25 protein-coding genes and 1 other annotated feature are annotated in these 26,471 nt (G+C 43.1%); of the genes, 19 read left to right on the top strand and 6 right to left on the bottom strand.

Annotated elements, in window-relative coordinates; all coding sequences use genetic code 11:
- Window positions 1–429 precede the first annotated feature (429 nt).
- Window positions 430–1,653, bottom strand: coding sequence for a 6-phosphofructokinase (locus tag GT508_RS09935; RefSeq protein ID WP_161144137.1), 1,224 nt, complete (start codon window positions 1,651–1,653; stop codon window positions 430–432).
- A 109-nt stretch (window positions 1,654–1,762) separates the two neighbouring features.
- Here GT508_RS09935 and asnS point away from each other — a divergent pair, with 109 nt between their 5' ends.
- From asnS to GT508_RS09910, 5 genes are all read left to right on the top strand, one after another.
- A complete protein-coding gene (gene asnS / locus GT508_RS09930; RefSeq protein ID WP_117598270.1) occupies window positions 1,763–3,154 on the top strand; it encodes an asparagine--tRNA ligase in 1,392 nt (463 codons plus the stop codon).
- 96 nt (window positions 3,155–3,250) lie between these two features.
- Window positions 3,251–3,940 (top strand): VanR-ABDEGLN family response regulator transcription factor, encoded by a 690-nt coding sequence (vanR, locus tag GT508_RS09925; RefSeq protein WP_055284751.1) that lies wholly within the window; start codon window positions 3,251–3,253, stop codon window positions 3,938–3,940.
- On the top strand, window positions 3,930–5,153 hold the full coding sequence (locus GT508_RS09920; protein WP_028088355.1) for a sensor histidine kinase: 1,224 nt from the start codon (window positions 3,930–3,932) through the stop codon (window positions 5,151–5,153). Before vanR ends, GT508_RS09920 begins: the two co-directional genes overlap by 11 nt.
- Window positions 5,080–6,135 (top strand): metallophosphoesterase family protein, encoded by a 1,056-nt coding sequence (locus tag GT508_RS09915; RefSeq protein ID WP_161144136.1) that lies wholly within the window; start codon window positions 5,080–5,082, stop codon window positions 6,133–6,135. The genes GT508_RS09920 and GT508_RS09915 overlap by 74 nt, the downstream gene beginning before the upstream one ends.
- A gap of 9 nt (window positions 6,136–6,144) precedes the next feature.
- Entirely contained in the window at window positions 6,145–7,713 is a 1,569-nt protein-coding gene (locus GT508_RS09910) for an ATP-binding protein (protein WP_117598267.1), read from the top strand.
- A 69-nt stretch (window positions 7,714–7,782) separates the two neighbouring features.
- On the opposite strand, the gene GT508_RS09905 is transcribed toward GT508_RS09910, so the two are convergent.
- The 4 genes from GT508_RS09905 to murC form a co-directional block, all read right to left on the bottom strand.
- A complete protein-coding gene (locus GT508_RS09905; protein WP_028088352.1) occupies window positions 7,783–8,967 on the bottom strand; it encodes a ribose-phosphate pyrophosphokinase in 1,185 nt (394 codons plus the stop codon).
- A complete protein-coding gene (locus GT508_RS09900) occupies window positions 8,954–9,967 on the bottom strand; it encodes an ATP-binding protein (RefSeq protein ID WP_028088351.1) in 1,014 nt (337 codons plus the stop codon). Before GT508_RS09900 ends, GT508_RS09905 begins: the two co-directional genes overlap by 14 nt.
- 92 nt (window positions 9,968–10,059) lie before the next feature.
- Window positions 10,060–11,133: a DnaD domain protein gene (locus GT508_RS09895; protein WP_161144135.1), complete on the bottom strand. Its 1,074-nt coding sequence runs from the start codon at window positions 11,131–11,133 to the stop codon at window positions 10,060–10,062.
- Window positions 11,134–11,277: 144 nt separating this feature from the next.
- Window positions 11,278–12,657, bottom strand: coding sequence for a UDP-N-acetylmuramate--L-alanine ligase (murC, locus tag GT508_RS09890; RefSeq protein WP_055284743.1), 1,380 nt, complete (start codon window positions 12,655–12,657; stop codon window positions 11,278–11,280).
- Window positions 12,658–12,881: 224 nt separating this feature from the next.
- Here murC and GT508_RS09885 point away from each other — a divergent pair, with 224 nt between their 5' ends.
- The 3 genes from GT508_RS09885 to spoVG are packed head-to-tail and all read left to right on the top strand — an operon-like array spanning window position 12,882 to window position 15,587.
- Window positions 12,882–14,156, top strand: a complete 1,275-nt coding sequence (locus tag GT508_RS09885) for a glucose-1-phosphate adenylyltransferase (RefSeq protein WP_055284741.1) — start codon at window positions 12,882–12,884, stop codon at window positions 14,154–14,156.
- Window positions 14,153–15,271 carry a glucose-1-phosphate adenylyltransferase subunit GlgD gene (gene glgD, locus GT508_RS09880; RefSeq protein ID WP_055284739.1) on the top strand — a complete coding sequence of 373 codons (1,119 nt, stop codon included), beginning with the start codon at window positions 14,153–14,155 and terminating at the stop codon, window positions 15,269–15,271. The genes GT508_RS09885 and glgD overlap by 4 nt, the downstream gene beginning before the upstream one ends.
- A gap of 40 nt (window positions 15,272–15,311) precedes the next feature.
- Window positions 15,312–15,587, top strand: coding sequence for a septation regulator SpoVG (gene spoVG, locus GT508_RS09875; protein WP_028088346.1), 276 nt, complete (start codon window positions 15,312–15,314; stop codon window positions 15,585–15,587).
- A 128-nt stretch (window positions 15,588–15,715) separates the two neighbouring features.
- Here the strand turns inward: spoVG and GT508_RS09870 are convergent, their stop codons facing one another.
- Window positions 15,716–16,414 carry an RluA family pseudouridine synthase gene (locus GT508_RS09870; RefSeq protein ID WP_161144134.1) on the bottom strand — a complete coding sequence of 233 codons (699 nt, stop codon included), beginning with the start codon at window positions 16,412–16,414 and terminating at the stop codon, window positions 15,716–15,718.
- Window positions 16,415–16,592: 178 nt separating this feature from the next.
- Window positions 16,593–16,803, top strand: a binding site (T-box leader).
- Between the two features lie 107 nt (window positions 16,804–16,910).
- Between GT508_RS09870 and proS the strand changes: the two genes are divergently transcribed.
- The 11 genes from proS (at window position 16,911) to hpt (ending at window position 26,462) form a co-directional block, all read left to right on the top strand.
- A complete protein-coding gene (gene proS / locus GT508_RS09865; protein WP_117598264.1) occupies window positions 16,911–18,350 on the top strand; it encodes a proline--tRNA ligase in 1,440 nt (479 codons plus the stop codon).
- Between the two features lie 129 nt (window positions 18,351–18,479).
- Entirely contained in the window at window positions 18,480–19,823 is a 1,344-nt protein-coding gene (locus GT508_RS09860; protein WP_161144133.1) for a CCA tRNA nucleotidyltransferase, read from the top strand.
- Between the two features lie 73 nt (window positions 19,824–19,896).
- Window positions 19,897–20,883, top strand: a complete 987-nt coding sequence (locus GT508_RS09855) for a CotS family spore coat protein (protein WP_117598262.1) — start codon at window positions 19,897–19,899, stop codon at window positions 20,881–20,883.
- A gap of 186 nt (window positions 20,884–21,069) precedes the next feature.
- Entirely contained in the window at window positions 21,070–21,345 is a 276-nt protein-coding gene (locus GT508_RS09850) for an HU family DNA-binding protein (RefSeq protein ID WP_028087656.1), read from the top strand.
- 123 nt (window positions 21,346–21,468) lie between these two features.
- On the top strand, window positions 21,469–21,708 hold the full coding sequence (locus tag GT508_RS09845) for an RNA-binding S4 domain-containing protein (RefSeq protein WP_055284728.1): 240 nt from the start codon (window positions 21,469–21,471) through the stop codon (window positions 21,706–21,708).
- Between the two features lie 121 nt (window positions 21,709–21,829).
- A complete protein-coding gene (yabP, locus tag GT508_RS09840) occupies window positions 21,830–22,114 on the top strand; it encodes a sporulation protein YabP (protein WP_117598261.1) in 285 nt (94 codons plus the stop codon).
- Window positions 22,115–22,170: 56 nt separating this feature from the next.
- Window positions 22,171–22,521 (top strand): spore cortex biosynthesis protein YabQ, encoded by a 351-nt coding sequence (gene yabQ, locus GT508_RS09835; RefSeq protein WP_161144132.1) that lies wholly within the window; start codon window positions 22,171–22,173, stop codon window positions 22,519–22,521.
- A 62-nt stretch (window positions 22,522–22,583) separates the two neighbouring features.
- Complete coding sequence (locus tag GT508_RS09830; protein WP_028087652.1) at window positions 22,584–22,907, top strand: septum formation initiator family protein; 324 nt, start codon at window positions 22,584–22,586, stop codon at window positions 22,905–22,907.
- A gap of 87 nt (window positions 22,908–22,994) precedes the next feature.
- Window positions 22,995–24,401 carry a SpoIIE family protein phosphatase gene (locus GT508_RS09825; RefSeq protein ID WP_161144131.1) on the top strand — a complete coding sequence of 469 codons (1,407 nt, stop codon included), beginning with the start codon at window positions 22,995–22,997 and terminating at the stop codon, window positions 24,399–24,401.
- 128 nt (window positions 24,402–24,529) lie between these two features.
- On the top strand, window positions 24,530–25,951 hold the full coding sequence (gene tilS / locus GT508_RS09820) for a tRNA lysidine(34) synthetase TilS (protein WP_161144130.1): 1,422 nt from the start codon (window positions 24,530–24,532) through the stop codon (window positions 25,949–25,951).
- Window positions 25,935–26,462, top strand: a complete 528-nt coding sequence (gene hpt, locus GT508_RS09815; protein WP_161144129.1) for a hypoxanthine phosphoribosyltransferase — start codon at window positions 25,935–25,937, stop codon at window positions 26,460–26,462. The genes tilS and hpt overlap by 17 nt, the downstream gene beginning before the upstream one ends.
- Window positions 26,463–26,471 lie beyond the last annotated feature (9 nt).

The following is a 26,471-nucleotide window of genomic DNA, read 5'->3' as shown; positions in this document are numbered from 1 at the left end:
TTTCGAAATTTGCCTGTTTGAGCCGAATGGCGAGTTGCAAATTTCGGAAGCCCGTTTTTAGCATAATTTTGACGCTTTAGTATTTCCCGCCGACGGAACCTGAACAGGAACGGCTTCCTACTTTTTATGCAGGTCCGGGTCGTCGTGCCTTTCTGAATTAAATCCCAATTACNCACCCACGGAATAAAAAGTAGAAAGCCGTTCCAGTGAATGTGAAGAAGGTGTTGGAAATAGTTAAGCGTCAAAATTATGCGTTGGGTTTTCGAAATTTGCCTGTTTGAGCCGAATGGCGAGTTGCAAATTTCGGAAGCCCGTTTTTAGCATAATTTTGACGCTTTAGTATTTCCCGCCGACGGAACCTGAACAGGAATGGCTTTCTACTTTTTATGCAGGTCCGGGTCGTCGTGCTTTTCTGAATTAAATCCCAATTTAATACAAATAAAGATACTTCGGAATCCCGTTCTCATACACCGTATTCATTTCCCCCTGAATCAACGGCGTCAGATAATCCACCATCTTTTCCGTCACATCATTTCCCGCATCATTAATATAATCCGCAGGCACACTCTTGATCGCATTGGCAATATCACATACTGGAAGTGCCTTGAATTCTGTAGCATAAGGCTTATCAGAAGTACGGATCACAGCAGCCATCATACCGGTTGCACCCCCGAGCGCATACTGGCAGGCGGTCTTTCCGAGCATTCTAGATTCCTGGATGTCGGTAGCACTTGCAAGATGTGCGGCGCAGCGCTGCATCAGGTTCAGTTCGATCGAACGTACCTTGCATCCGATCTCATTTCTGACAGCATCTTCCAGAACCTTTGCGGCACCGGCGATATAGCTGTGACCAAAGGAATCTACAGCAGAGCTCTGTACTTCTTCGGAAATGTAACGGCCGTCTTTGTTCTTCACGCCTTCGCTGACAGCGATGATCACGGCATCCTGTTCTTCCAGTTTTGCTTTTACATCTTTTAAGAATGTATCAATGCTGAATGGTACTTCGCAGAGATAGATGAAGTCAGGTCCTTTCGCACCATTTGCACGGGCAAGGCAGGAAGCGGCAGTCAGCCATCCGGCGTCACGGCCCATGACTTCTACGATAGTTACTGCTTTAGTTGCGTATACGTGGCAGTCGCGTTCCAGCTCGGCAAATGTAGTTCCGATATATTTTGCGGCAGAACCAAAACCAGGACAGTGATCCGTTCCGCAGAGATCATTGTCGATGGTCTTAGGAGCACCGACAACCGTAATATCTGTGATTCCCTTGGCGTTCAGATATTTGGAAAGCTTGTCCACTGTATCCATGGAATCATTTCCACCGATATAGATAAAGCAGTCAATATTGTATTTTCTAAGAACAGAGATAATGGTCTCATATTCATCTGCACACATAGCAGGATCTTTTAATTTCACACGGCAGGAGCCGAGTGCAGAAGCAGGGGTCTGACAAAGAAGATCCAGTTCGGATACATTTGTAATTTTAGTTTTCAGATCTATCAGGTTCTCAGTCAGCACTCCCTGGATTCCGTTGATCGATCCGTAAATCCTATCTACGGACGGGCTGGAAAGTGCGTTCTCAACTACTCCGGCAAGGGTTGCGTTGATTGCAGAAGTTGGTCCGCCGGACTGTGCAACTAGTAAGTTCTTCATATGATAATCTCCTAACTTTTTAAATTCAGTAAATATAGTATAACATAAACCAGGGGGATATGGTATAATAGAAATATATGTGAGTTTTTAAAAAAGGAGAAACATTGGTATGGAATTGACAACAATCAGAGAATTGTATAAAAACAGAGATTCATACATGGATCAGAAAGTAACAATCGGAGGATGGGTAAGAAGTATCCGTGGATCCAAAGCATTCGGATTTATCGTGGTAAATGACGGAACCTTCTTTGAGCCTTTACAGGTTGTATACCATGACAAGATGGATAACTTTGCAGAGATTTCCAAGTTAAATGTCGGGGCAGCAGTGATCGTTACAGGTACGCTGGTAGCAACACCGCAGGCAAAGCAACCATTTGAGATCCAGGCGGATACCGTAGAAGTTGAAGGAGCATCGGCACCGGATTATCCGCTTCAGAAGAAGCGCCACAGTTTTGAATATCTGAGAACGATCGCACATTTAAGACCTAGAACGAATACGTTCCAGGCAGTATTCCGTGTACGTTCTCTGACGGCATATGCGATTCACAAGTTCTTCCAGGAGAGAGGATTCGTATATGTGCATACACCACTGATCACAGGAAGTGACTGTGAGGGTGCGGGAGAGATGTTCCAGGTAACGACTATGGATCTGAATAATGTACCGAAGAATGAAGACGGAAGCGTAGATTATTCCAAAGATTTCTTCGGAAAAGAGACAAGCCTTACCGTAAGCGGACAGCTGAATGGAGAGACTTATGCACAGGCATTCCGTAACATTTACACATTCGGACCGACATTCCGTGCAGAAAACTCTAATACAACACGTCATGCGGCAGAATTCTGGATGATCGAGCCTGAGATGGCATTTGCAGATCTGGACGACAATATGTTTGTTGCAGAAGCAATGTTAAAATATGTCATCAATTATGTACTGGAGAATGCACCGGAAGAGATGAATTTCTTCAATTCATTTGTGGATAAGGGACTTCTGGAGAGACTGCACAATGTAGTATCTTCTGATTTCGCAAGAGTGACATATACAGAGGCCGTTGAACTTCTTGAAAAACACAACGATAAATTCGAATACAAAGTAACATGGGGAACAGATCTTCAGACAGAGCACGAAAGATATCTGACAGAAGAAGTCTTCAAACGTCCGGTGTTTGTGACGGACTATCCGAAGGAGATCAAAGCATTCTATATGAAGCTGAATGATGACGGCAAGACGGTTGCGGCAGTAGACTGTCTGGTGCCGGGAATCGGTGAGATTATCGGAGGAAGCCAGAGAGAGGATGACTACGATAAGCTGAAATCAAGAATGGACGAACTGGGACTGAAGGAAGAAGACTACAAGTTCTACATGGATCTTCGTAAATACGGTTCTACAAGACATGCAGGTTTCGGACTTGGATTTGAGAGATGCGTAATGTATCTGACAGGAATGGGTAATATCCGTGACGTGATTCCGTTCCCAAGAACTGTCAATAACTGCGAACTGTAATGGTGGATAACGACACTTGAAAAACTTATATAAAAATATATATGGGGACGGGGGATTTTTGGAAATCTCCCGTCCCTGTATAGAATCGAGGGCAGTATGAATATATTAGTAGTAGACGATGAAAAGGAAATCGCTGATGTAGTAGAGCTTTATCTTCAGAATGATCAGTACAAAGTATTCAAATTTTATAACGGCCAGGATGCACTGGACTGTATCAATAGTATGAAGATCGACCTCGCGATCCTGGATATCATGCTTCCGGATATTGACGGTTTCCAGATACTGAAGCAGATTAGGCAGAAGTATACATTCCCGGTGATCATGCTGACGGCGAAGACGGAGTACATGGACAAGATCACAGGACTTACGCTGGGAGCGGATGATTACATTCCGAAGCCGTTCAATCCACTGGAATTAGTTGCGAGAGTGAAAGCACAGCTTCGCAGATATACACAATACAACGAAGGAACCAAGGAAGAAGGCGATGTGTTGGACTTCGGAGGATTACTTTTGAACCGTACGTCTCATGAATGTGTATACAATGAAGTGCCGCTGACACTGACTCCGATAGAATTTGACATCCTTTGGCTTCTCTGTGAGAACCGGGGAAAGGTCATAAGCTCGGAAGAGTTATTTGAGAAAGTATGGCATGAGAAATATTATAAGAACAGTAACAACACGGTGATGGTGCATATCCGTCATCTCCGCGAGAAGATGAGTGCACCGACAGGCAAGTCTGATTTTATCAAGACTGTGTGGGGAGTGGGCTATAAGGTTGAAGAATAATTATCGGAAATTGAAATTCAGTATCCTCCTGCAGACAGTGTTGGTTACAGCACTTACCGTTTTGGTAGGAGGGGTACTGCTCAAATTTGTGATCGATGGAATTTATAATGACAGTTTTGCCAGGTTTTTTGTAGATGCTCTGGTGTTTCTGAATGTAAATGAAAAGACGGCGATCCACCTCTATTGGAAACTGGTCGGAGATAACAAGACATTCTATATGATCGTTGGGTATCTGATCCTTTTTGCGCTTTTCTTTTATGTGGCACTTTCCCAGATGACTAAATATCTGGATCAGATCGATCACGGAATTGAAAATATCATCTCGGAATCAACAGATCCCATCCACCTGATCACAGAATTAAAGCCTATCGAGATCCGGTTAAATGAGATCAAAGCGACATTGAAACGGCAGGAGCTGGAAGCAACGGAAGGTGAAAAGAAGAAAAATGACCTGGTACTTTTTCTGGCACATGATCTGAAGACACCTCTGACTTCCATTGTGGCATATCTTACGATGCTGGAAGATCATCCGGACATGCCGGAAGAAGAACGAGAAGCATATACACATATTGCCCTGGAAAAATCCATCCGGCTGGGTGAACTGATCAACGAATTCTTTGACATCACCAGATATAATCTTCAGAACATTGAATTGGAACCGGTAGAGATTGATCTCACGATGATGCTGGAACAGCTGGCAGACGAGCTGTACGGAGTTCTGCAGGAGAAGAAACTGACCTGTGAAGTGGATGTAGAAGAAGATCTGATGATCTACGGAGATCCGGACAAGCTCGCAAGAGTATTTGATAATATCTTAAGAAACGCAATTGCTTACTGCTATGCAAATACGGAGATCCGGATTGAAGCAAAGATAAAGGACGGGGATATCGAGATCACATTTACCAATGCAGGAGATAAGATTCCGGGTGATATGCTTCAGACAATATTCGAAAAGTTCTACCGTGTGGATGGTTCCAGATCAACGGGAACCGGCGGCGCAGGTCTCGGACTTGCAATCGCCAAACAGATTGTGGAGCTGCATGGGGGCAGAATTCTGGCAAAAAGTGATGACAATCAGACGCAGTTTGTCGTGACATTGCCATCGAAGGAAAAGACAGAACAGAAAGAAGGAAGCAAGGATGAAGTTCATACACATCGCAGACTTGCATTTAGGGGCAAAACCGGACGCGGGAAACGCCTACAGTCAAAATAGAGAACAGGAACTCTGGGACAGCTTTCGGGATATCATAACAATCTGTAACCAGAAGAAGACAGATCTGTTGCTGATTGCCGGAGATCTGTTTCACAGACAACCCCTGTTAAGAGAATTAAAAGAAATGAATTCCATACTGGAGATGCTGGAACATACGGAGGTGGTCATGATTGCCGGCAATCATGACTATATTAAGAAAAATTCTTATTACAGGACATTTTCCTGGGCACCGCATGTGCATATGATCTGTTCGCAGGAGATCGATTGTGTGGAACTTGAACGGATCCAGACGGCTGTCTATGGATGCAGTTATCATTCCAGAGAAATCCATGATCCGGTCTATGATCATGCAGCCCCGGAAGGACGGCAGAAATATGAGATATTGCTTGCACACGGCGGTGATGAGAAACATATTCCGATCAAGAGCAATCAGATTATGACACTTGGCTATGATTATGTGGCATTCGGTCATATTCATAAACCACAGCTGTTGGTGGAAAACAGGATGGCGTATGCCGGTTCGCTGGAACCGACGGATACAGGAGATATCGGGAGGCATGGCTATATCGAGGGAAGAATTACCGGAAAAGGCTGTCAGATCCGGTTTGTACCACATGCGTTGCGGGAATACAGAAACTGCGAGGTAAAGGTGGATAAATCTGTAACCGGTCATGTACTGAGGCAGAAAATTACAGATATGATCGCAGAGCAGGGAATGCAGCATATGTATAAGATCACATTAACCGGATATCGTGATCCGGATATCTGGTATGAGTTGGATCATATGGATCCCTATGGTAATATAGTGGAGATTACGGATCATACAAAGCCGGCGTATGATTTTACAAAATTAAAAAATGAAAATAAAGGAAATATTCTTGGGCAATACATTGAAAGCCTGGAGGGGTATCCGGCAGACAGCTTGGAGTATCAGGCACTCTGTGAGGGAGTACGGGCGTTGATGGAGACAAGAAGAGGCTAGAACCGAAAAATGCAGATTAATGAATTATTGTTAAAAAACTTTGGAAAATTTCATGACCGGCAGATCAATCTGGAAGAAGGGATCAATCTGATCCATGGGGAAAATGAATCTGGAAAATCTACGATCCATACCTTTATCAAAGGGATGCTCTTCGGAATCGAACGGGGAAGAGGCAGAGCGGCGCAGAATGATACATTCAGCATCTATGAACCGTGGGACAATCCGAATTATTATTCTGGAACACTGAAATTTGCAAGCGGAGGGAAACATTTCCGTATTGAAAGAAATTTTGATAAATATTCCAAAAAGGCAGAGCTTGTCTGTATAGAGGATGGAGAGGTCCTTTCTGTAGAGGACGGGGATCTGCGGATGCTGCTTGGAGAGATGAATGTTGACCGTTATGAGAATACGGTTTCCATGAGTCAGAGAAATGCACAGATGGGCGAAAGTATGGCGATGGAATTGAAAAATTATGCGACAAATTATTATACTTCAGGCAATGGAGAGATCGATCTGAATGGGGCGTTGGAACAGCTGAAAGGCAGGAAGAAGGTTCTGGAAAATGAGATTCGCATGGAGATGTCCAGAAAGCAGCAGAAGCGTGAAAAACTGGAACAGGAAGTCTCGTTTATCTGGCGTGATGTTCATCATCTGGAGGAGGAACTCGACCGGGTGGAGGAAGAACTGGAGTACAGAGCCGGAAAAGAGGAAGAAAAACGGAAAGAACGGCAGCTGGAAGGAGAACATGGAAAAGGTGTCATGGATGAGATACGTCCGGAAAAATGGAGGATCCATCCGATGGAGATACTGATATTCGCACTGGTTATCGTGGCTGCAGTGATCATACTTTCGAGACCATGGAATTATCTGGTGGCGATTGTACTGTTCCTTGCATTTGGCCTGTATGTATGGAACCGGATGAAAGTCGGAAAGAAACAGGTAAAGACGGAACCGGAGATCATTTTGGAAGAGATCACGCAGGAAGAAGAAAAGGTTCCGATCGAGAAGTTACGGTGGGAAAAGGCCCATATTACAGAAGAACTGAAAGAAAAAACAATTCAGTATGATAATCTTGGAGAGCAGCTGGCAGAATTGGATGAGATCAATGAACAATCCCGAGAATACGAAATGAAACGCCAGGCAGTTCAGATGGCAGCAGAGCATCTGGAGCAGCTGTCAGGAGCAATGCGCGGATATTTGAAAAGAGATCTGAATGAGAAGGCTTCTGCGATCATCCGTGAGATCACCGGGGGAAAATATACAAAGCTCGTCACAGATGAAAAACTTCATGTATCGCTTGTGACAGACGAAAAACTGGTGGAGATTGAACAGGTAAGCCGGGGAACAGTAGAACAGATCTATCTGGCATTGCGTATGGCGGTCGGAGAACTGTTGTGCGAAGAAGAGATGCCAGTGATTCTGGATGATGTGTTCGCATATTACGATGAAGAGAGAATGCTGCAGACACTTAAGTGGCTGAAAGCACATAAGAAACAGGTATTGTTGTTTACCTGTCAGAAGAGAGAAGAACAGGTGATGAAGGAAGCGGGAATTGCTTATCATAAAATAGAACTATAACGTGTTGAATTGAAGTAAGATAGAAAATAAAAATGCTGCCGGGAATTTCCAGGCAGCATTTTTAGAATCTTAAACTTCTTCGCCGTTTTTATATTTAGTAACAACATTCTGAATTCTTTCAATCGGATTCAGGATGCTGCTGATAGAACCGTCATGGTTCAGTGTATCAATAACAAGTGCGATATATTTGCTCATGTCACAGTTGATATAATATGGACGTTCCAGAAGTTCCGGTGTCTGATAGATTAAGTTGGTAGTCAGAACAGCATCCAGGATACCTTCTTCATATGCCTGGTCAAATTTCTCCAGTCCGTTTGTGAACAGACCGAATGTAGCGGCACAGAAGATACGTTTTGCCTTGCGCTGTTTTAACTGGCGGGCAACATCTAACATACTGTCACCGGAAGAAATCATATCATCCAGAATGATTACATCTTTTCCTTCTACGGACGATCCGAGGAACTCATGGGCAACGATTGGGTTACGTCCGTCTACCACACGCGAGAAGTCACGACGTTTGTAGAACATACCCATATCAAGATTAAGTACGTTGGCAAGATAGATTGCACGTCCTGTAGCACCTTCATCCGGGCTGATCGCCATCATGTGTTCGCTGTCGATCTGAAGGTCTTTGAATGTACGGAGAAGACCTTTGATGAACTGGTAAGTCGGACGGATTGTCTCGAATCCATTTAATGGAATCGCATTCTGTACACGAGGATCGTGTGCATCAAAAGTAATAATGTTGTCAACACCCATGCGGACAAGCTCCTGAAGAGCAAGTGCACAGTCCAGAGATTCACGGCTGCCTCTCTTGTGCTGACGGCTTTCATATAAGAATGGCATAATGACGTTGATACGACGTCCTTTTCCACCTACTGCAGCAATAATACGTTTCAAGTTCTGAAAATGATCGTCAGGGGACATATGATTTACATTTCCTGTCAGTGAATATGTCAGGCTATAGTTACATACATCGACCATAAGATAAAGGTCTTTACCACGAACAGATTCGTTGATGATACCCTTGGCTTCACCAGAACCAAAACGTGGAACTTTTGCATCAATTAAGTATGTGTCTTTCTCATAGCCTGTGAAAGCAACATCGTTCTTATGAACATGTCCATCTTCTTTTCTCCATTTTACGAGATAGTCATTAACCTTTGCTCCCATCTCTGTACAACCGTCAAGAGCGATCAGTCCAAGTGCTCCTACCGGTATATTCTCAAGATTACGATCGTTACGGCGTAACATCATTAGTACCTCCCAGGTTTAATAATTTTTTTTGGATACGGATATCATCACCGGTAATACGCAGAATGGTGTAATTACTGCTGATGCGTGAAAATGTCCGTTCCGAGTAAATAGTTTTTATATCATCCAATGCAAGGTTGGTAGATATTATGGTTGATTTCTGTCTCAATATACGTTCATTCAGACAAATGAACAGCTGGGATACAGTGAATGAATTCGGCAGTTCTGTTCCCAGATCATCAATGATCAGTAAGTCACAGTCGTAGATATGTTCGAATACATCAGAATCCTTGTTCTGCCGTTTCCCAAATGTGTTCTCTGCAAGGATATCAAAAAGTCCGGCTGCTGTAAAGTAGATAACGGAATAAGCTGAATCCATTAATTCCTTTGCAATGCAGTGGGAAAGAAAAGTCTTTCCCACACCGGTGTCTCCATACAATAGTATGTTATGAAATTCTTCAGAGAATGTATCTACGAAGTTGTGACAGACATTTAATGCGGTTTCCATGGATTCCAGAGAAGACCGTCCGGTAAGAGGATCGATATGATTTCTGGAATAATAGGTCAGAGAACAGGTTGAAAAGTTCTCTTTGTCAAGGATATCTTTGAGATTGGATTGTGTGTATAAATAGTCTACAATCGCTTTTTTGAAACAGTGACATTTGTGTGTGCCAATATAACCGGTATCCTTACAGTCGGGACACTGGTAATGCATTTCCAGATAATTGGCGGGCAGACCGTGTGATTTTAACAGTGCAGGTTTTTGGGCAGAGAGTTCTTCAATCTCTGACTTTAATGAAGATAAAGCAGTCTGGTCTCCGTCCAAAAGCAGCCTTGCCTTTTTTACACTTAAAGAAGAGATGGAATGATCCATTTCCTCCAATTCAGGAATGAGAGCGTATGCCTTCTCATAGCGTTTTCTGAGCTGAAATTCATTATCCAGTTGTTTTTGTTCATAAGTACGCATTAAGTGATCGTACTGAGAATTGGAAAGTGCCATGTAATGGAAACTCCTTCATACCTAAGTATGCAAGAAAAACTGTCAGTGACAGGCTCTCTTGCATTCATATAATAAAATCTGATATGTATAATTTATTGCTGAACCAGGCGGCGTTCTAGATCGTTCATATCATAGGAACGGCCATCGAAGTTATTGAACTTATTATTCTGGCTGCTTACAGGCTTCTGAGCCTGCTGTTGTCTCTTGCGTTCTTTTGCACGTTCTTTCTCTTTGCGGTAGTCAGCATCAACCGCATCGATATCTTTCAACTGACGGACGTTCTTGTCCTTCCAGCGCTTCAGAATGGAATCGGTGTAATCAAAGCTTGGCTGATGAATGGAATTCATCGTGCGGTCGCAGGCTTCAAGGATGACCTCCAAAGCGAAACCATATTCTTCTGACCACTTGCGGATATAAGCAATCTCAGAAGCAGCAGGACCGCGTCCTTTGATACCATATGCATTCAGGACACAATAACAATTTTTATTATAGAGAAATGAACTTGTCTTGGCAAGGTTCACAGTTGTTATGTTTTCTTCATGCCATGATAAGGCCACCTTATTAATATAATGCATACTCTTATGACCATTCTCGACACAATATTCAATCAGATATTCAATAAGTTCAGCTGACATATTCAGTGTATCATAAAAATAAGTAATCTGGTCAATATCAGTAGCAGAAAGTGTCTTTCCGAGGTACTGCTCTGCTACGAACAGTAATTCTTTGAACTCTGCACGTTCTTTGCGGCTGCGGTACTGCTGGATGTTCGTTGTAGACGCCAAAGCTGCAGAGTCAGAGACAGAGTCTGCAGGTATGGAAGATGTCATATAGCCGGACTGCACATCGTGTAATCCAGAAGAGGCTGCCGGTGAAGGAGCCGTGCTCTTTGGTGAGGGATCATCCGGAGTGTCATCCAGATAATCGAGCAGTCCTTCGCTTTTCCAGTATCTCAATGCACGAAGGATATCTTTCTCGGTGCATTCAAGAAGATCAGCCAGTTCGGAAACAGAAAGATATCCGGAGGACTGATTCATATGACGGAGAAGCAGGAGATATACTTTGACATACTCTCCATTCGCTCTGACCATATAATGGTCAATAAATTCATTATCCAGTACAGTTGCATTCGTCTGTACATATTTTGTGAGTTTTAATTCCTTCATAATAATTCCCCGTCCTCCCCGGAACCTTTGTATCGTTCGTTTCATTGTAGACACATTATAGCACCGGGAAGCCGGGGAAAAAAGAAATTTTTGAGCCGAAATCCGACTTTTTTGTGGATAAAATTGTGTGGATAATGTGGATAACTAGCGGTTAAGCAGGTTTTCCCCAATGTTTACAACGTTTCCAGCTCCCATAGTTATCAACACATCCCCTTTCTGGCATCTGTCCAGACAGAAAGATTCAATCTCTTCGAAGCTTGGGAAATAGTAAGCATCGCATCCTTTTTTCTTTAATTCTTCTGCGATCATCTCAGAGGACATGCCCAGAGTATCTGTCTCACGGGCTGCATAGATGTCTGCGAGGATCACATGGTCGGCATGTGTCAGGGCATCTACGAACTCAGGGAATAACGCTTTGGTACGTGTATAAGTATGCGGCTGGAAGATACACCAGACTTCTTTGTGCGGATATTCCTTTGCTGCTGTTAACGTAGCGTTGATCTCTGTCGGATGGTGTGCATAATCATCGATGATCGTAAATCCGTTGACTTCACCTTTGTATTCAAAACGACGGTCAGTGCCGTGGAAGGACTTCAGACCTTCTTTGATCTTGCTGAAAGGAACTCCGAGAAGATCAGCGACTGCGATTGCAGACAATGCATTGGATACATTGTGGTCTCCGTTGACAGATAAGGAGATTCGGTCGATAAATTCCCCGGATTTTATCAGGTCAAAGGAAGCTTCACCCTTCTTGTCGTGGAGAATGTTGGTTGCACTGTAGTCAAGGGAGCTGTCGTTGCCGTAACGGATCACACGGCAGTCAAGGTCTGCAGTGATCTCTTCCAGATCAGGAATGTTATCATTGATGACTAGGGTTCCGTCCTTCGGAAGTAATTTAGCGAAACGATGGAAGGAATTACGGATATCAGCCAGATCCTTGAAGAAATCCAGATGATCTTCGTCAATATTCAGGATCACACCGATCTTCGGGAAGAAATGCAGGAAACTGTTCGTGTATTCGCATGCTTCGGTAACAAAGTATTCAGAGTCGCCCACACGGATATTTCCGCCGATGGCTTTCAGGATTCCGCCTACGGAAATCGTAGGGTCCAATTCTCCGGCGAGGAGAATGTGTGAAAGCATCGAAGTTGTGGTTGTCTTTCCGTGAGTACCTGAGATTGCGATCGGCATATCATAGTTTGTCATCAACTGTCCGAGTAATTCCGCACGGGTCAGCATAGGAAGCTTCTGTCTTACTGCTTCGGCATATTCTTCGTTATCCGGATGGATAGCTGCTGTGTATACAACTACATCAATACCGGGAATGATATTAGAAGCTTTCTGTCCGTAGAATACCTTTGCACCCATCTGCTCAAGGTGATCTGTAAGGGCAGATTCTTTATTATCGGATCCGGAAATAGTGAAGCCTTCTTTTAAAAGAATCTCTGCAAGACCGCTCATGCTGATTCCGCCGATTCCGATAAAGTGTACGTGTATAGGGGTTTCAAAATTAATTTTATACATAATATACCATCCTTTATGTTCATTTTGGTAAAAATATCATCATAAAAACTACATGTTCTTCATATTATTATAAACATATATCAAAAAAAATCCAACCCGTAAGTTTTTGTAATAATTTAACAAAAAGATTGCGGAAATGTTTGAAAAATTGTAAAAATTGTTAGCAACATGGGAGGAAGTATGATATAATAAAAAAAGCAAGACTACTGAGAAGGGGTGATGACATGAGGAAAAAGGAAATGATAGCAATGTTGCTGGCAGGAGGACAAGGCAGCAGACTTGGAGTTCTCACAGCAAAAGTTGCAAAGCCTGCCGTTGCATTTGGTGGTAAGTACCGCATTATTGACTTTCCACTCAGCAACTGCATTAATTCAGGAATCGATACGGTAGGTGTATTGACACAGTACCAGCCATTAAGGTTGAATGCACATATAGGGATTGGTATTCCATGGGATCTTGACAGGAATTACGGAGGCGTAACAGTGCTTCCGCCATATGAGAGAAGTGGAAGCAGTGAATGGTACTCCGGAACTGCGAATGCGATTTATCAGAACCTGGATTATATGGAGCAGTTTGATCCGGATTATGTTCTGATCTTATCGGGAGATCATATTTATAAGATGGATTATGAGGTGATGCTGGATTATCATAAGGCACATAATGCCGATGTAACGATTGCGACAATGCCTGTACCGATGGAAGAGGCGAGCCGTTTTGGAATCGTTATTGCAGACGAGGATGGAAGAATTCAGGAGTTCCAGGAAAAGCCGGCAGAGCCGAAGAGTAACCTGGCATCCATGGGAATTTACATTTTCTCATGGAAAGCGTTGAAGGAAGCGCTTGAGACATTGAAGGACGAGCCTGGATGTGATTTTGGAAAACATATCATTCCGTATTGTCACAATAAAGGCGAGAGATTATTTGCATATGAATATAACGGATATTGGAAAGATGTAGGAACATTGGGATCATATTGGGAGGCCAATATGGAACTGATCGATATTATTCCGGAATTTAATTTGTATGAAGAATTCTGGAAGATATATACCAACAGTGAGATCCTGCCGCCACAGTATATTTCCGCACAGTCTGTGATAGAAAGAAGCATTATCTGTAACGGGGCAGAAGTGTATGGAGAGGTACATAACAGTATTATAGGATCCGGCGTTATTATAGGAGAAGGTTCTGTTATCAAGGATTCTATTATTATGAAAGACGCCAGAATTGGAAAGAATTGCGTGGTAGATAAGGCGATCATTGCTGAAAATTGTGTTGTCGGAGATAATGTTACATTTGGTATCGGAAGCGATGTGCCGAACAAATTAAAACCGGCGATCTATTCCTTTGGACTGGTTGCTGTGGGTGAAAAATCCGTGATACCGGATGGCGTACAGATTGGAAAGAATACTGCTGTCAGTGGCGTAACATCCAAAGAAGATTACCCGGATGGAGTACTGGAAAGTGGCGAAACATTGATAAAGGCAGGTGGACAGGCATGAGAGCAGTTGGAATTATTTTAGCAGGTGGTAACAGCAACAAGATGCGTGAACTGACACATAAGAGAGCAGTAGCGGCGATGCCGATCGCAGGAAGCTACAGAGCAATTGACTTTGCGCTCAGCAATATGTCAAACTCTCATATTCAGAAGGTGGCAGTTCTGACGCAGTACAATGCACGTTCACTGAATGAACATCTGAATTCCTCAAAATGGTGGGATTTCGGAAGAAAACAAGGGGGACTTTATGTATTTACCCCGACGATCACAGCGGAGAACGGATACTGGTATCGCGGAACGGCAGATGCGATATACCAGAATCTGGATTTCTTAAAACGTTGTCATGAACCTTATGTTATTATTACATCAGGTGATGCAGTATATAAGATGGATTATAACAAAGTGCTGGAATATCATATTGCAAAGAAAGCAGATATTACAGTTGTTTGTAAAGAACTTGGTCCGAACGAAGATGCGAGTCGTTTCGGAACAATCAAAATGAATGATTCTATGCGCATTGAAGAATTCGAAGAGAAGCCGATGGTGGCACAGTCACAGATTGTATCAACGGGTATCTATGTAATCAGAAGACGCCAGCTGATCGATCTGATCGAACGTTGCGCAGAAGATGACAGACATGATTTTGTGACCGATATTCTCATCAGGTATAAGAATCTGAAGAAAATCTACGGTTATAAAATAAAAGATTACTGGAGCAACATTTCAACAGTGGATGCATATTATCAGACAAATATGGATTTCCTGAAGCCAGAAGTACGGGAGTATTTCTTCCGGACACAGCCGAGCATCTATTCTAAGGTCAGTGATCTGCCGCCGGCAAAGTATAATCCGGGATCCATGGTTAAGAACAGTCTTGTGGCAAGCGGAAGCATTATTAATGGAACAGTCGAGAATTCGATTCTTTTCAAGAAGACATTCGTGGGGAACAACTGTGTCATTAAGAATTCCATTATTTTGAATGATGTCTATCTCGGAGATAATGTATATATTGAGAATTGCATTGTGGAAAGCAGAGATACGATTCGGGCAAATACACGTTATGTTGGTGAAAATGGTGTGAGAGTAGTCGTAGAAAAAAATGAGAGGTATGCACTTTAAGAGAAAATGGTGCAAAGGCTAGAAGAAAGGGGCTAGAAAAATGCAGATTACAGATGTACGCGTGCGTAAAGTAGCAAAGGAGGGCAAGCTGAAAGCTGTCGTTTCCATTACCATGGATGAGGAATTTGTGGTACATGACATTAAGGTGATTGAAGGAGAAAAGGGACTCTTTATTGCAATGCCTAGCAAGAAAGCTGTGGATGGGGAATATAGAGATATTGCACATCCGATCAATTCAAGAACAAGAGAGCGCATTCAGAATTTCATCCTTGAGAAATATGAAGAAGCACTGGCAGAGGATGCAGCAGAAGCATAGATGGTATATGTATCGGCGAAAAAAGGAGCAGGAATTTCCTGCTCCTTTTTTGAATGTTGTGTGTCAGAACAAGCTGTCAGCAGTTTGTTTAAAAATGTCTTATGACAGTTATTTTTTATCGGTAAAAATTACACAGGATCATTTGCTAACTGAAAATGCATAGTCTTATGTGTAATTGGGTGTTTAAAATCTAGTTTATAAGCACACAGCCGGATTGTCTGCCAGCCCGTGGTGTCAGAAAGTTCCTGATTATATTTGGTATCTCCAACAATCGGACAACCGACAGATGCGAGTTGTACACGGATCTGATGATGGCGGCCGGTATCCAGATGGATTTCCAGCTCAGTTCCGTGGAAAGCAGCAGGTGCGGTAAACAGCCAGTCCGTAACAGGAACTGTATCATAATGCAGCCGTGCAATTTTTGATCCGTTTTCCTTTGCAGAACAGATACGGGAAGTGTTTGTTCTGGCATCTTTGACCATATAATTCTTAAGTGTTCCTTCTTTTGTTGAAGGTGTATTGGCAACAAGTGCCCGGTAATATTTCCCGAATCCCTGATTCTGTAATTGTTTATTCAGATCTTTTGCAGCAGCCGGAGTCTTAGCAAAGACAAGGATTCCGGCGACCGGCTGGTCCAGTCTGTGGATGACGGCAAGGTAAGGCTCAGCTGAGCCGGGGTTCCTGGAACCACTGGATTTCGCCAGATGGTTTTTGATCAGGCTGACCATGTCTGGGTAACGGATACTTTTGCTCTGGGTTGCGATGCCGTGTGGCTTGACACAGACTAAAATGTGCGGGTCTTCATATAATATATTTAAAGTAGCCATATACTTCTCCTTTGTTAAAACAAATGTTATACTTATTAAATCATGGAGGGGAAAAAACTGCAAGAAGTTGGGGAGAAAAGAGGAAAACATAATTGAGCGGGAAAGTACTGGCAGAAGCAGGGATAATATCTTGACAAAACATACCTCATGGATTAAAATAATTGACAATTCAATATTTTTTATGGCGATGAAGGGAATTAGTACATGAGAATCCAGCTGCAGAGAGGATATCATATGGTGTGAGATATCTGCTGTTCATCACATGGAACCGGTCCTGGAGCCACTGTATGAAAGTGCAGCGTGTCAGCCGGCGTTAACGGCCAATGAAGAGAGCTGCGAAAGGGTCGCAGTTAACTAGGGTGGTACCGCCGAGCTTTTCGGTCCCTTTTTCGGGGAGTCGAAAGGCCCGGCGTTTTTTGTGCCAGGTTGCGGAACTCCCGGCAAAAAAATAACGTGGAATAAGGATTCCACCAAAATTGAAAAGGAGAAGAGAAACATGGCAAAGGAAAAATTAGTCAAAAACATTACATCTCGTGACGAAGATTTCGCACAGTGGTACACAGACGTTGTACGTGAAGCAAATCTTTGTGATTATTCAAGCGTAAAAGGATGCATGAACTACTTACCGAATGGTTATGCGATCTGGGAACTGATCCAGTCAGATCTGGATAGACGTTTTAAAGAAACAGGAGTTGAGAATGTATACCTGCCAGTACTGATTCCGGAATCACTTCTGGAAAAAGAAGCTGATCACGTAGAAGGATTCGCACCGGAAGTTGCATGGGTAACACACGGGGGAATGGAAAGACTGCAGGAAAGATTATGTGTACGCCCTACATCAGAGACACTGTTCTGTGACCTCTGGGCTAAAACAGTAAAATCATACAGAGATCTTCCAAAGGTATGGAACCAGTGGAACTCCGTTCTCCGTTGGGAGAAGACAACAAGACCATTCCTTCGTTCAAGAGAATTCTTATGGCAGGAAGGTCACACACTTCATGCAACATATGAAGAAGCTGAAGAAAGAACAATCCAGATGTGGGAAGTTTATAAGGATTGCTATAAAGAGACAATGGCTATCCCATTCGTAGCAGGAAGAAAGGCAGAACACGAGAAATTCGCCGGAGCAGAAGACACATACACGATCGAAGCACTGATGCATGACGGAAAAGCACTTCAGTCTGCGACAAGCCATTTCTTCGGAAACGGATTCCCGGATGCATTCGGAATCAAATATGTAGATAAGAACAACGAACTGCACAGTGCGTATGAGACATCATGGGGATGGTCAACAAGAAGTATCGGAGCTCTGATCATGGTTCACGGTGACGATGACGGACTGGTACTGCCACCACACGTAGCACCGGTTGAATGTAGAATCATCCCAATCGCCCAGCACAAAGAAGGTGTACTTGACAGATCTTATGCACTGCTTGACGAACTGAAAAAAGCAGGATACAGAGTGAAGATCGATGATTCTGATAAGAGTACAGGATGGAAATTCTCTGAGCAGGAGATCCTTGGTATCCCAACACGTATCGAGATCGGACCAAAGGATATCGAGAAGAACCAGGTTGTTGTTGTACGTCGTGATAACCGTGAAAAGATTGTTGTATCTCTCGATGAGATCGCAGTAAAACTGCGCGAGATCTTAGAGCAGGAGCAGCAGGATATGTACAACAGAGCAGAAGAATTCCTGAACAGCCATATCGATACAGCTACTACAATGGATGAAATGGTTGAGAAGTTCAAAGCCAATCGCGGATTCGTAAAAGCATGCTGGTGTGGAGATCCGGAATGTGAGGGCGAAGTAAAATATCAGACAGGCGGAGCTGCAACAAGATGTCTGATCGAAGATGAAGAGTTTATTTCCGATAAATGTATCTATTGCGGAAAACCTGCGAAACACATGGCTTACTGGGGAAAATCATACTAAGAATAAAGAGATTATAAGTAATGGACGGTGGATTTTAGGAATCTACCGTCCATTTTTTATCAACAGCCACCGGCAAAAATATGGTATGATATAGAATGTTGATAACGTGGATAAACGGAGGAAATATTTGTGAATAACTTTAATATAAAATTACCGGATGATGTACAGTTTATCATTCATACCTTACAGTTGCATGGATTTGAAGCATACGCAGTCGGAGGATGTGTCAGAGATTCCATCCTTGGCAGAGAACCGGGCGACTGGGATATTACAACATCAGCAATGCCGGAAGAGACAAAGGCATTATTTGACAAAACATTTGATACGGGAATTGAGCATGGAACGATAACCGTACTTTTGAATCATGAGGGATACGAAGTTACGACGTACAGAATCGATGGAAAATACGAAGACAGCAGACATCCGAAAGAAGTCACATTTACAAGAAATCTGAAAGAAGACCTGCTCAGACGAGACTTTACGATCAATGCTATGGCATACAATGACAAGGATGGGATTGTAGATATCTTTGGAGGAATGCAGGATCTGGAAAAGCATATGATCCATTGCGTGGGAAATGCCAAGGAACGGTTCTCGGAAGATGCACTCCGGATTTTAAGAGGTGTCAGGTTCGCAGCGCAGCTGGGATTTGAGATCGATGAGGAGACGAAAGAAGGAATGAGGCTTCTTGCACCGACACTCGAAAATATCAGTGCGGAGAGGATACAGGTAGAGCTGGTGAAGATGCTGACATCTGACCGGCCAGAACTGATAAGAACTGCCTATGAACTTGGAATTACGAAGATATTTTTGCCGGAATTTGACCGGATGATGGAGACAGAGCAGGAGACACCGCATCATATGTATACCGTCGGGGAACATACCATTCATGCGATGATGAATGTCCGCAATGATAAGATCTTAAGATTGACAATGTTACTGCACGATACAGGAAAACCGGAATACAAAACTATGGATGAAGACGGCGTTGCGCATTTTAAAATGCATGCATTGGGAAGTGAGCGCATTGCGAAAGAAGTACTCCGGAGATTAAAATTCGATAATGATACACTGCATAAAGTTACAAGGCTCGTGCTGAATCATGATTACCGCATGCCGGCCGTGCCGAAGAATGTCAGAAGAGCAATGAATAAGATCGGCGAAGATATTTTCCCATATTATATGGAAGTCAGAAGAGCAGATGTTTTGGCGCAAAGTGAGTACCGGAGGGCAGAAAAATTAAAAAATCTGGATGAAGTAGAACAGACATATGCAGAGATTATAGAAAAAGGGCAGTGTGTATCGTTAAAAGAATTAGCTGTGACCGGCAGAGATCTGATCCGGGCAGGAATGAAGCCGGGAAAAGAGATCGGGGAAAAGTTAAACGAATTATTGAACCTTGTGATCGAGAATCCGGAAATGAATACGAAAGAGACCCTGTTGAATTATATTTCCACGGATAAAGAAGTATAACAGCAGTGAATATTTTTTATATTTCCCACATACATTTAAAAAGAATATCAAGTGTAAAGTGCGGGGAATATAAATGCAGGAATTTGAACAAAAAATACTGGAACAATATGATATAGAAGTAAACAGCACCCGTAAAGTCAGAGGTGCTGTTTTATGCGAAACGAACAAAGGGGTATTCCTTTTGAAGGAAGTTACAACATCCGAAAAAAGAATCCCTGCGTTATGCGAACTTTATACATGGCTTTATGAACAAGGAGAGCATCAGATCGATTATATGATAGCGAACCGGAACGGTGAATATATCTCTTCGTTGGATAATGGTGACCGGTATATGCTGAAAAAATGGTATGCAGGCCGTGAATGCGACATAAAAAAGACCAGGGAAATATTAGAAGCGGCCGGGAATCTGGCGAAATTACATACTGTTATGAGGCATGAACTGGAGTATGGGATTACAGAAGGGATTAAGACCGGTGAAAAATACAGACGGCATAACCGGGAGTTAAAAAAAGTACGGCAGTTTGTCAGAAAAGCTGTCCCGAAAGGGGAATTTGAATTTGCATTTTTGCAACAGTTTGAACTGATGTATCAGTGGGCAGAAGCTGCGGTGTGTGAACTGGAACAGTCGGATTATGAACAATTGTATCAGGAAGAGATGAACCGTTCCGGTATGACGCACGGAGAGTATAATTACCATAATATCATCATGACAAGAGAAGGAATCGCGACAATGAATTTTGAAAAATTCCATCGGGATATCCAGGTAGAGGATCTGTACTATTTTCTCAGAAAAGTAATGGAGAAAAGCGGGTGGAAGCTCCGGCTCGGAGATGGCATGCTGAATGCGTATTCTGCAATCCACCCACTTACCAGAAGCGAAACAGAATATTTGAAAATCCGTCTGATTTATCCGGAAAAGTTCTGGAAAATTGCAAATTCATACTATTGCATGAATAAAGCGTGGATATCGGTAAAAAATACAGAGAAACTAAAGACTGCAATAAAGCAGACAGAAGAGAAAAAAATGTTTTTAAAAGAGCTGTTTGGATTTGAACTCTGAGGGCACCTGAAAATGCCGGAAAACCTTGAAAATACAGGGAAAACAGGGGATTTACCTTGACATTCCGTATGAAAACAGGTATAACAGTACATAAAGGCATGTCATATGACGGGGTATGGACAGTGACTTTGTATAAAAAGAATCGAAATTGTGAATTCTAAATGTAAATAAGAGGAGGATATATCCATGAACAAAACAGAACTGATCGCAGCAATCGCTGACCAGGCAGAATTATCAAAGAAAGATTCCGAGAAAGCTTTAAAAGCATTCGTTGATGTTGTAACAGATGAATTAAAGAAAGAGCATAAAGTACAGGTTGTTGGATTTGGTACTTTTGAAGTAAGCATGAGAGCTGAGAGAGAAGGAAGAAATCCTCAGACAGGCGAGACTATGAAGATTGCAGCTTGCAAAGCACCAAAGTTCAAAGCTGGTAAAGCATTAAAAGATGCTATCAACGAGTAGTCTGAATTTGTAATATTTATCCGAAAGGATTTATGCCGGAGAGTGTCCTGATACTCTTCGGTTTTTTAGCATTATGCGTTCGAAAGAACCGGCTGACAGTAAAGTATACAGGAGAACAGATAGATGAGATTAGACAAATTTTTAAAAGTATCCAGATTGATCAAACGCCGGACGGTTGCGAATGAAGCCTGCGATGCCGGCCGTGTACTGGTAAATGATAAACCGGCCAAGGCGTCTGTAAAAGTAAAACAAGGAGATATCATAGAGATCCAGTTCGGAACAAGAACCGTAAAAGTAGAAGTTCTTGATATTAAAGATACAACGAAAAAAGAAGAGGCAGGAGACCTTTTCAAATATTTATAAACCTTATTAATGGCCGGTGAAAAAGCGGCGGGGATCATCACAACCTTTCTTGCATAATTATGTGAAAAGTCATAATTTCGATTTCCTTTTCATATGATTAGTAAGAAAGGTTGTGATAGTTTTGGAGACGGTAGCAGCACAGAAAAACCATAAACTGATATTGAATAACCGGAAGGCAGGACTGGTGACAGGTGTTCTGGATGTGCTGTCTTTTAATCTGAATGAGATATTGCTGGAGACAGAGCAGGGAATGCTGATGGTGAGAGGAACGGATCTGCATGTGAACCGTGTGAATCTTGAAAAGGGAGAGATCGATCTGTCGGGAAACATTGACAGTATCTCATATTCGGATATCCATTCGACAGCAAAGCAGGCAGGAAGTCTTTTTGAAAAGTTATTCCGGTGATCTGCCGGAGAACCGGGAATGTCATGAGGAATAAGGAAAATAAGGTGAAATGTAAGATGGGGATAGGAAAAGAACTGTTCATATTTCTGCTGGCGGTCCTGGCTGGAGCAATCGTACGTCTTGCATACCGTTGTATCAGCTGCCTGCGGGAAGTGGTACACCATGCTCAGTGGGTTATTGAACTGGAGGATCTGATCTATTGGATCGGAACCGCGATTTTTTTGTTTGTGCAGATTTACTACACAAGCAGTGGTAGTGTGCGATGGTATTTCATACTAGGTGTTGGAATCGGCGGGATCATTATGTCAGTTTTTCTTGCGATTACGGGGAAAATTTGTCGGAAAATTGTACGGCGGCATAGCAGATTTTTTACCGAAACACTTGAAAAACCCGGGGAAAAAAGATAGAATAAAAATAATTAACAGGTGAGTGAAACGGCAGGGCTGCCGGCAAGGGTGAGTAAATTAATATGAATGATGTAAAGCAGAGAAACCGCAGAAGACGGCAGCGCAAGCGTTCTCAGAATCATAAGAGAAGTGTGTTGGCGATCAGCGCAGTTGTTCTTATGTTGACAGTTATGGTGTCTGCAAACAGTATGACATTAAAGGCAAAGAACAGGGAGTATCAGGCGCAGGAGACGGAATTAAAAGAGCAGATCCAGGCGGAACAGGATCGGAAAAAAGAGATTAAAGAACTGGAAAAATACGTTGGAACGGATAAATATGTAGAAGATGTAGCGAAAGAAAAGCTGGGTCTGGTACATGACAACGAGATTGTTTTTAAATCGAAATAAGACTATAAAAGACGAATGATAAGCTTCAGGAAGAGATTCCTGAAGCTTTTTTCCGTCATGTATTCAGAAGAAAGGGGAACGACAAAGTTGGCACAGATAAAGGAACAGGAAATATTTGTAAATCCATATGTGGTACAGATGGACAAATTTGCCGATTCACTGCAGCATTTATCCAAAACATTTCTGAATATGGAGGCATGCAAAGGAACCTTGTCCAGAGAAGAAATTGATGAAATGTTTGAAAAGGTGACAGGGAATGTCTGTGCAGGCTGTGAACGGCGGGGAGAATGTCTGGGAGAAAAGCACTCGGTGACATATCAGATGATGTATGAGATCCTGTGTGCGGCAGAAGAATATGGCGCAGAACTGAATATGGAATTAAAACGCAGGCTGAAGAGACAGTGCCTGTTTGCACCACGTTTTTTAAGAGAGAGTCTGGAAGAATTCGAGAATGCCAAGCAGATCCTGATGTGGAATCACAGACTGGTGCAGGCAAGAGAGGGGTATGCAAGACAACTTACGAGCTTCGCTAAAATGATACAGTATACAACCAGGGAACTGGATGCCGGGATCTTCCAGGATGACCATTTGGAGAAGCGTATAAAGGCAGCGCTGAAAAAAGAAAATGTGAAGCTGCTTTCGGTTGTGTTTTACATGACACAGCAGGGAAAATATGAAGTCCATCTGACGGTAAAAGCCATGAAAGGACGGGTCGTCCTTGCAAAAGATGTTGCGTTTCTGGTGGGAAAATGTATAGGAAGAACGATGATTCCGAGACAGGGGGAAAGGCTTGTGATCGGAGAAGAATATGGCACCATTGCCTGTATGGAGGGAGCAAAGTTCCAGACACTGCAGGGTGTTGCGAGGATCGGAAAAGGACTGGAAGAGATATCGGGAGATACGTTTCTGATGAAGGATCTTCCGGGCGGACGCAAAGGAGTTGCGCTTTCGGATGGCATGGGTTCCGGAGAGGAAGCATTCCGGGACAGTACAATGGTGGTGGAGATGCTGGAAGAACTGCTGGAAGCAGGATTTCCGGTAGAGACAGCGGTGCAGATGATGAATACGGCGCTGGTAACAGGACGGAAAGAAGTGAAGTTCTGTACATTGGATGTCTGTCTGTTTGATCTGTATCAGGGAAGTTGTGAATTTGTAAAGGCCGGAGCCTCGGCGACTTTTATTAAGAGGAAGAAAGAAGTTGAAAAAATCGAGTCGACGACACTTCCGATCGGTGTTGTACAGAATATAGAACTGGACAGGGAAGAGCGGAATCTGGAATCGGGAGAATATGTGATCATGGTGACAGATGGCGTGATGGATGCCCTGCCTGAAGGTTCACAGGAAGAAAAATTAGTGGAATTCATCCGGGAGACGGATATTGTCAATCCGACGGAATTTGCCCGCGGAATCTTAAGTCAGGTGTTGAAAAGTTCCGGCGGGATGCCGATGGATGATATGACGGTGCTGGTGATTGGAATATGGGGCTTAAGTTGACTTTCTATAAGAAATTTTATATATTTAATTTATATATAGCTTATATATTTGCCATACCGGTGAGTGGAAGATCAAGGACCGGGCAGGAAGAATTTATACAGACAGAATAAAGGAAAAGGAAGGCCGGAATGTATCAACGGGTGAAAGCATATGTGGAAAAATACCATATGTTACAGGAGAATGATCATGTAATCACAGGCGTATCTGGAGGCGCAGACTCCGTATGCCTTCTTTTCATGTTAAAAGAATTTAAAAATGAGATGCCATTGGAACTGACGGTGGTGCATATCCATCATGGGATCCGCGGTGACAGTGCAGATGCCGATGAGAGATATGTAAAGGCACTATGCAGACAACTCGGGGTCAGGTATCTGGCATTTCATGAGAATGTGGAGCAGTATGCAAAAGAACAGGGCCTGACGCTGGAAGAGGCGGGCAGGAATATCAGGCGGCAGATATTTGAAAAGGTGTGCAAAGAGAAAAACGGTACAAAGATTGCGCTGGCGCATCACCAAAATGACAATGCGGAGACGCTTTTGTGGAACTTAAGCCGCGGATGCGGCCTGCGTGGACTTGGCGGTATCAGCCCGGCAGAAGGAGATACCGTCCGGTATATCCGTCCGCTTCTCTGTGTGCAGAGATGTGAGATTGAAGCATTTTTACAGGAAAAGGGAATCAGTTATTGTACGGATGAGACGAATCTGGAAGATCACTATACGAGAAACCGGATCCGGAATCATGTGATTCCCTATCTCGAACAAGAGGTCAATCCGCAGGCGGTCATGCACATGTCCGAGACGATGGAACAGATGCGTGCAGTGTGGGCGTTTATGGAACAGGAAGTGCAAAAATGCAGGGAGCGATATGTGGAAAAGCGGCCGTGTGGGACTGCAGAAGATCTGTATGAAGAACGTGAAAACGTTCCGGAACTGCTGATCAAAGAGGAATTATTCCGGGATGTCGATAAGACTGTACGTTCGTTCCTGATTCATGCGCTGCTATGTGAACTGGCGGGGCGCAGAAAAGATATCGAGCAGGTGCATGTAAGACTGATCGAAGATCTGGCACGGCTTCAGACCGGAAGAAAGATCAGCCTTCCTTATAAAATGACAGCGGAAAAATGTTATGATGGAATCCTGCTTGACAGATCAGATCTCAAAACAGGGGAAAAAGAGGACGCCGGCAATGAACCGGGAGTGCATATGCGGATGTTTGAACAAACGGCGGAAACAGGCGCATTTCCTAAAAAAACCTACACGAAATGGTTTGACTATGATATAATTAAGAGCACTGTAAAAATAAGACATAAAGAGCCCGGTGACTATATCACAATCGACAGAAATGGCGGAACGCAGAGTCTGAAGAAGTATTTTATCAATGCGAAGATCCCGCGGGAAGACAGAGATAAGATCTGGCTGGCAGCAGATGGCAGTCACATTCTGTGGATTATCGGATACAGACAGAACCAGGCGTATCAGATTACAGATAAGACCAAAAGGATTTTGGAAATAGAATTTAACGGAGGAGAAGAAGATGGCAGAGACAGTTAAAGTATTAGTTCCTGAAGAGGATGTTGCAAAGAGGATCAAAGAACTTGGAGAACAGATCAGCAAAGATTATGCGGGAAAGCAGGTGCATCTGATCTGCGTGTTAAAGGGCGGAGTATTCTTTATGTGTGAACTGGCAAAGAGAATCACCGTTCCGGTATCTATGGATTTTATGAGTGTCAGCAGCTACGGTGACGGAACAAAGTCAAGCGGTGTCGTTAAGATCGCCAAAGACTTAGATGAGACACTGGAAGGAAAAGATGTGCTGATCGTAGAGGATATCATTGATTCAGGAAGAACATTATATTATCTGATGGATATCCTGGCTAAGAGAAAACCAAAGAGTATGAAGCTTTGTACGCTTCTGGACAAACCGGAAAGAAGAGTAAAAGATGTAAAAGTAGATTATGTCGGATTCAATATCCCGGACGAATTTGTTGTGGGATATGGTCTGGATTACGCTCAGAGATATAGAAACCTTCCGTTTATCGGAGTAGTAGAGGGCGTAGAATAGGCGCGTCAC

This window comes from Dorea sp. BIOML-A1, from assembly GCF_009875615.1.
In the GTDB taxonomy this organism is placed as follows: domain Bacteria; phylum Bacillota; class Clostridia; order Lachnospirales; family Lachnospiraceae; genus Dorea_A; species Dorea_A amylophila.
The sequence above is the reverse complement of the archived record's forward strand: the minus strand, read 5'-3'. Positions and strand labels throughout refer to the sequence as shown.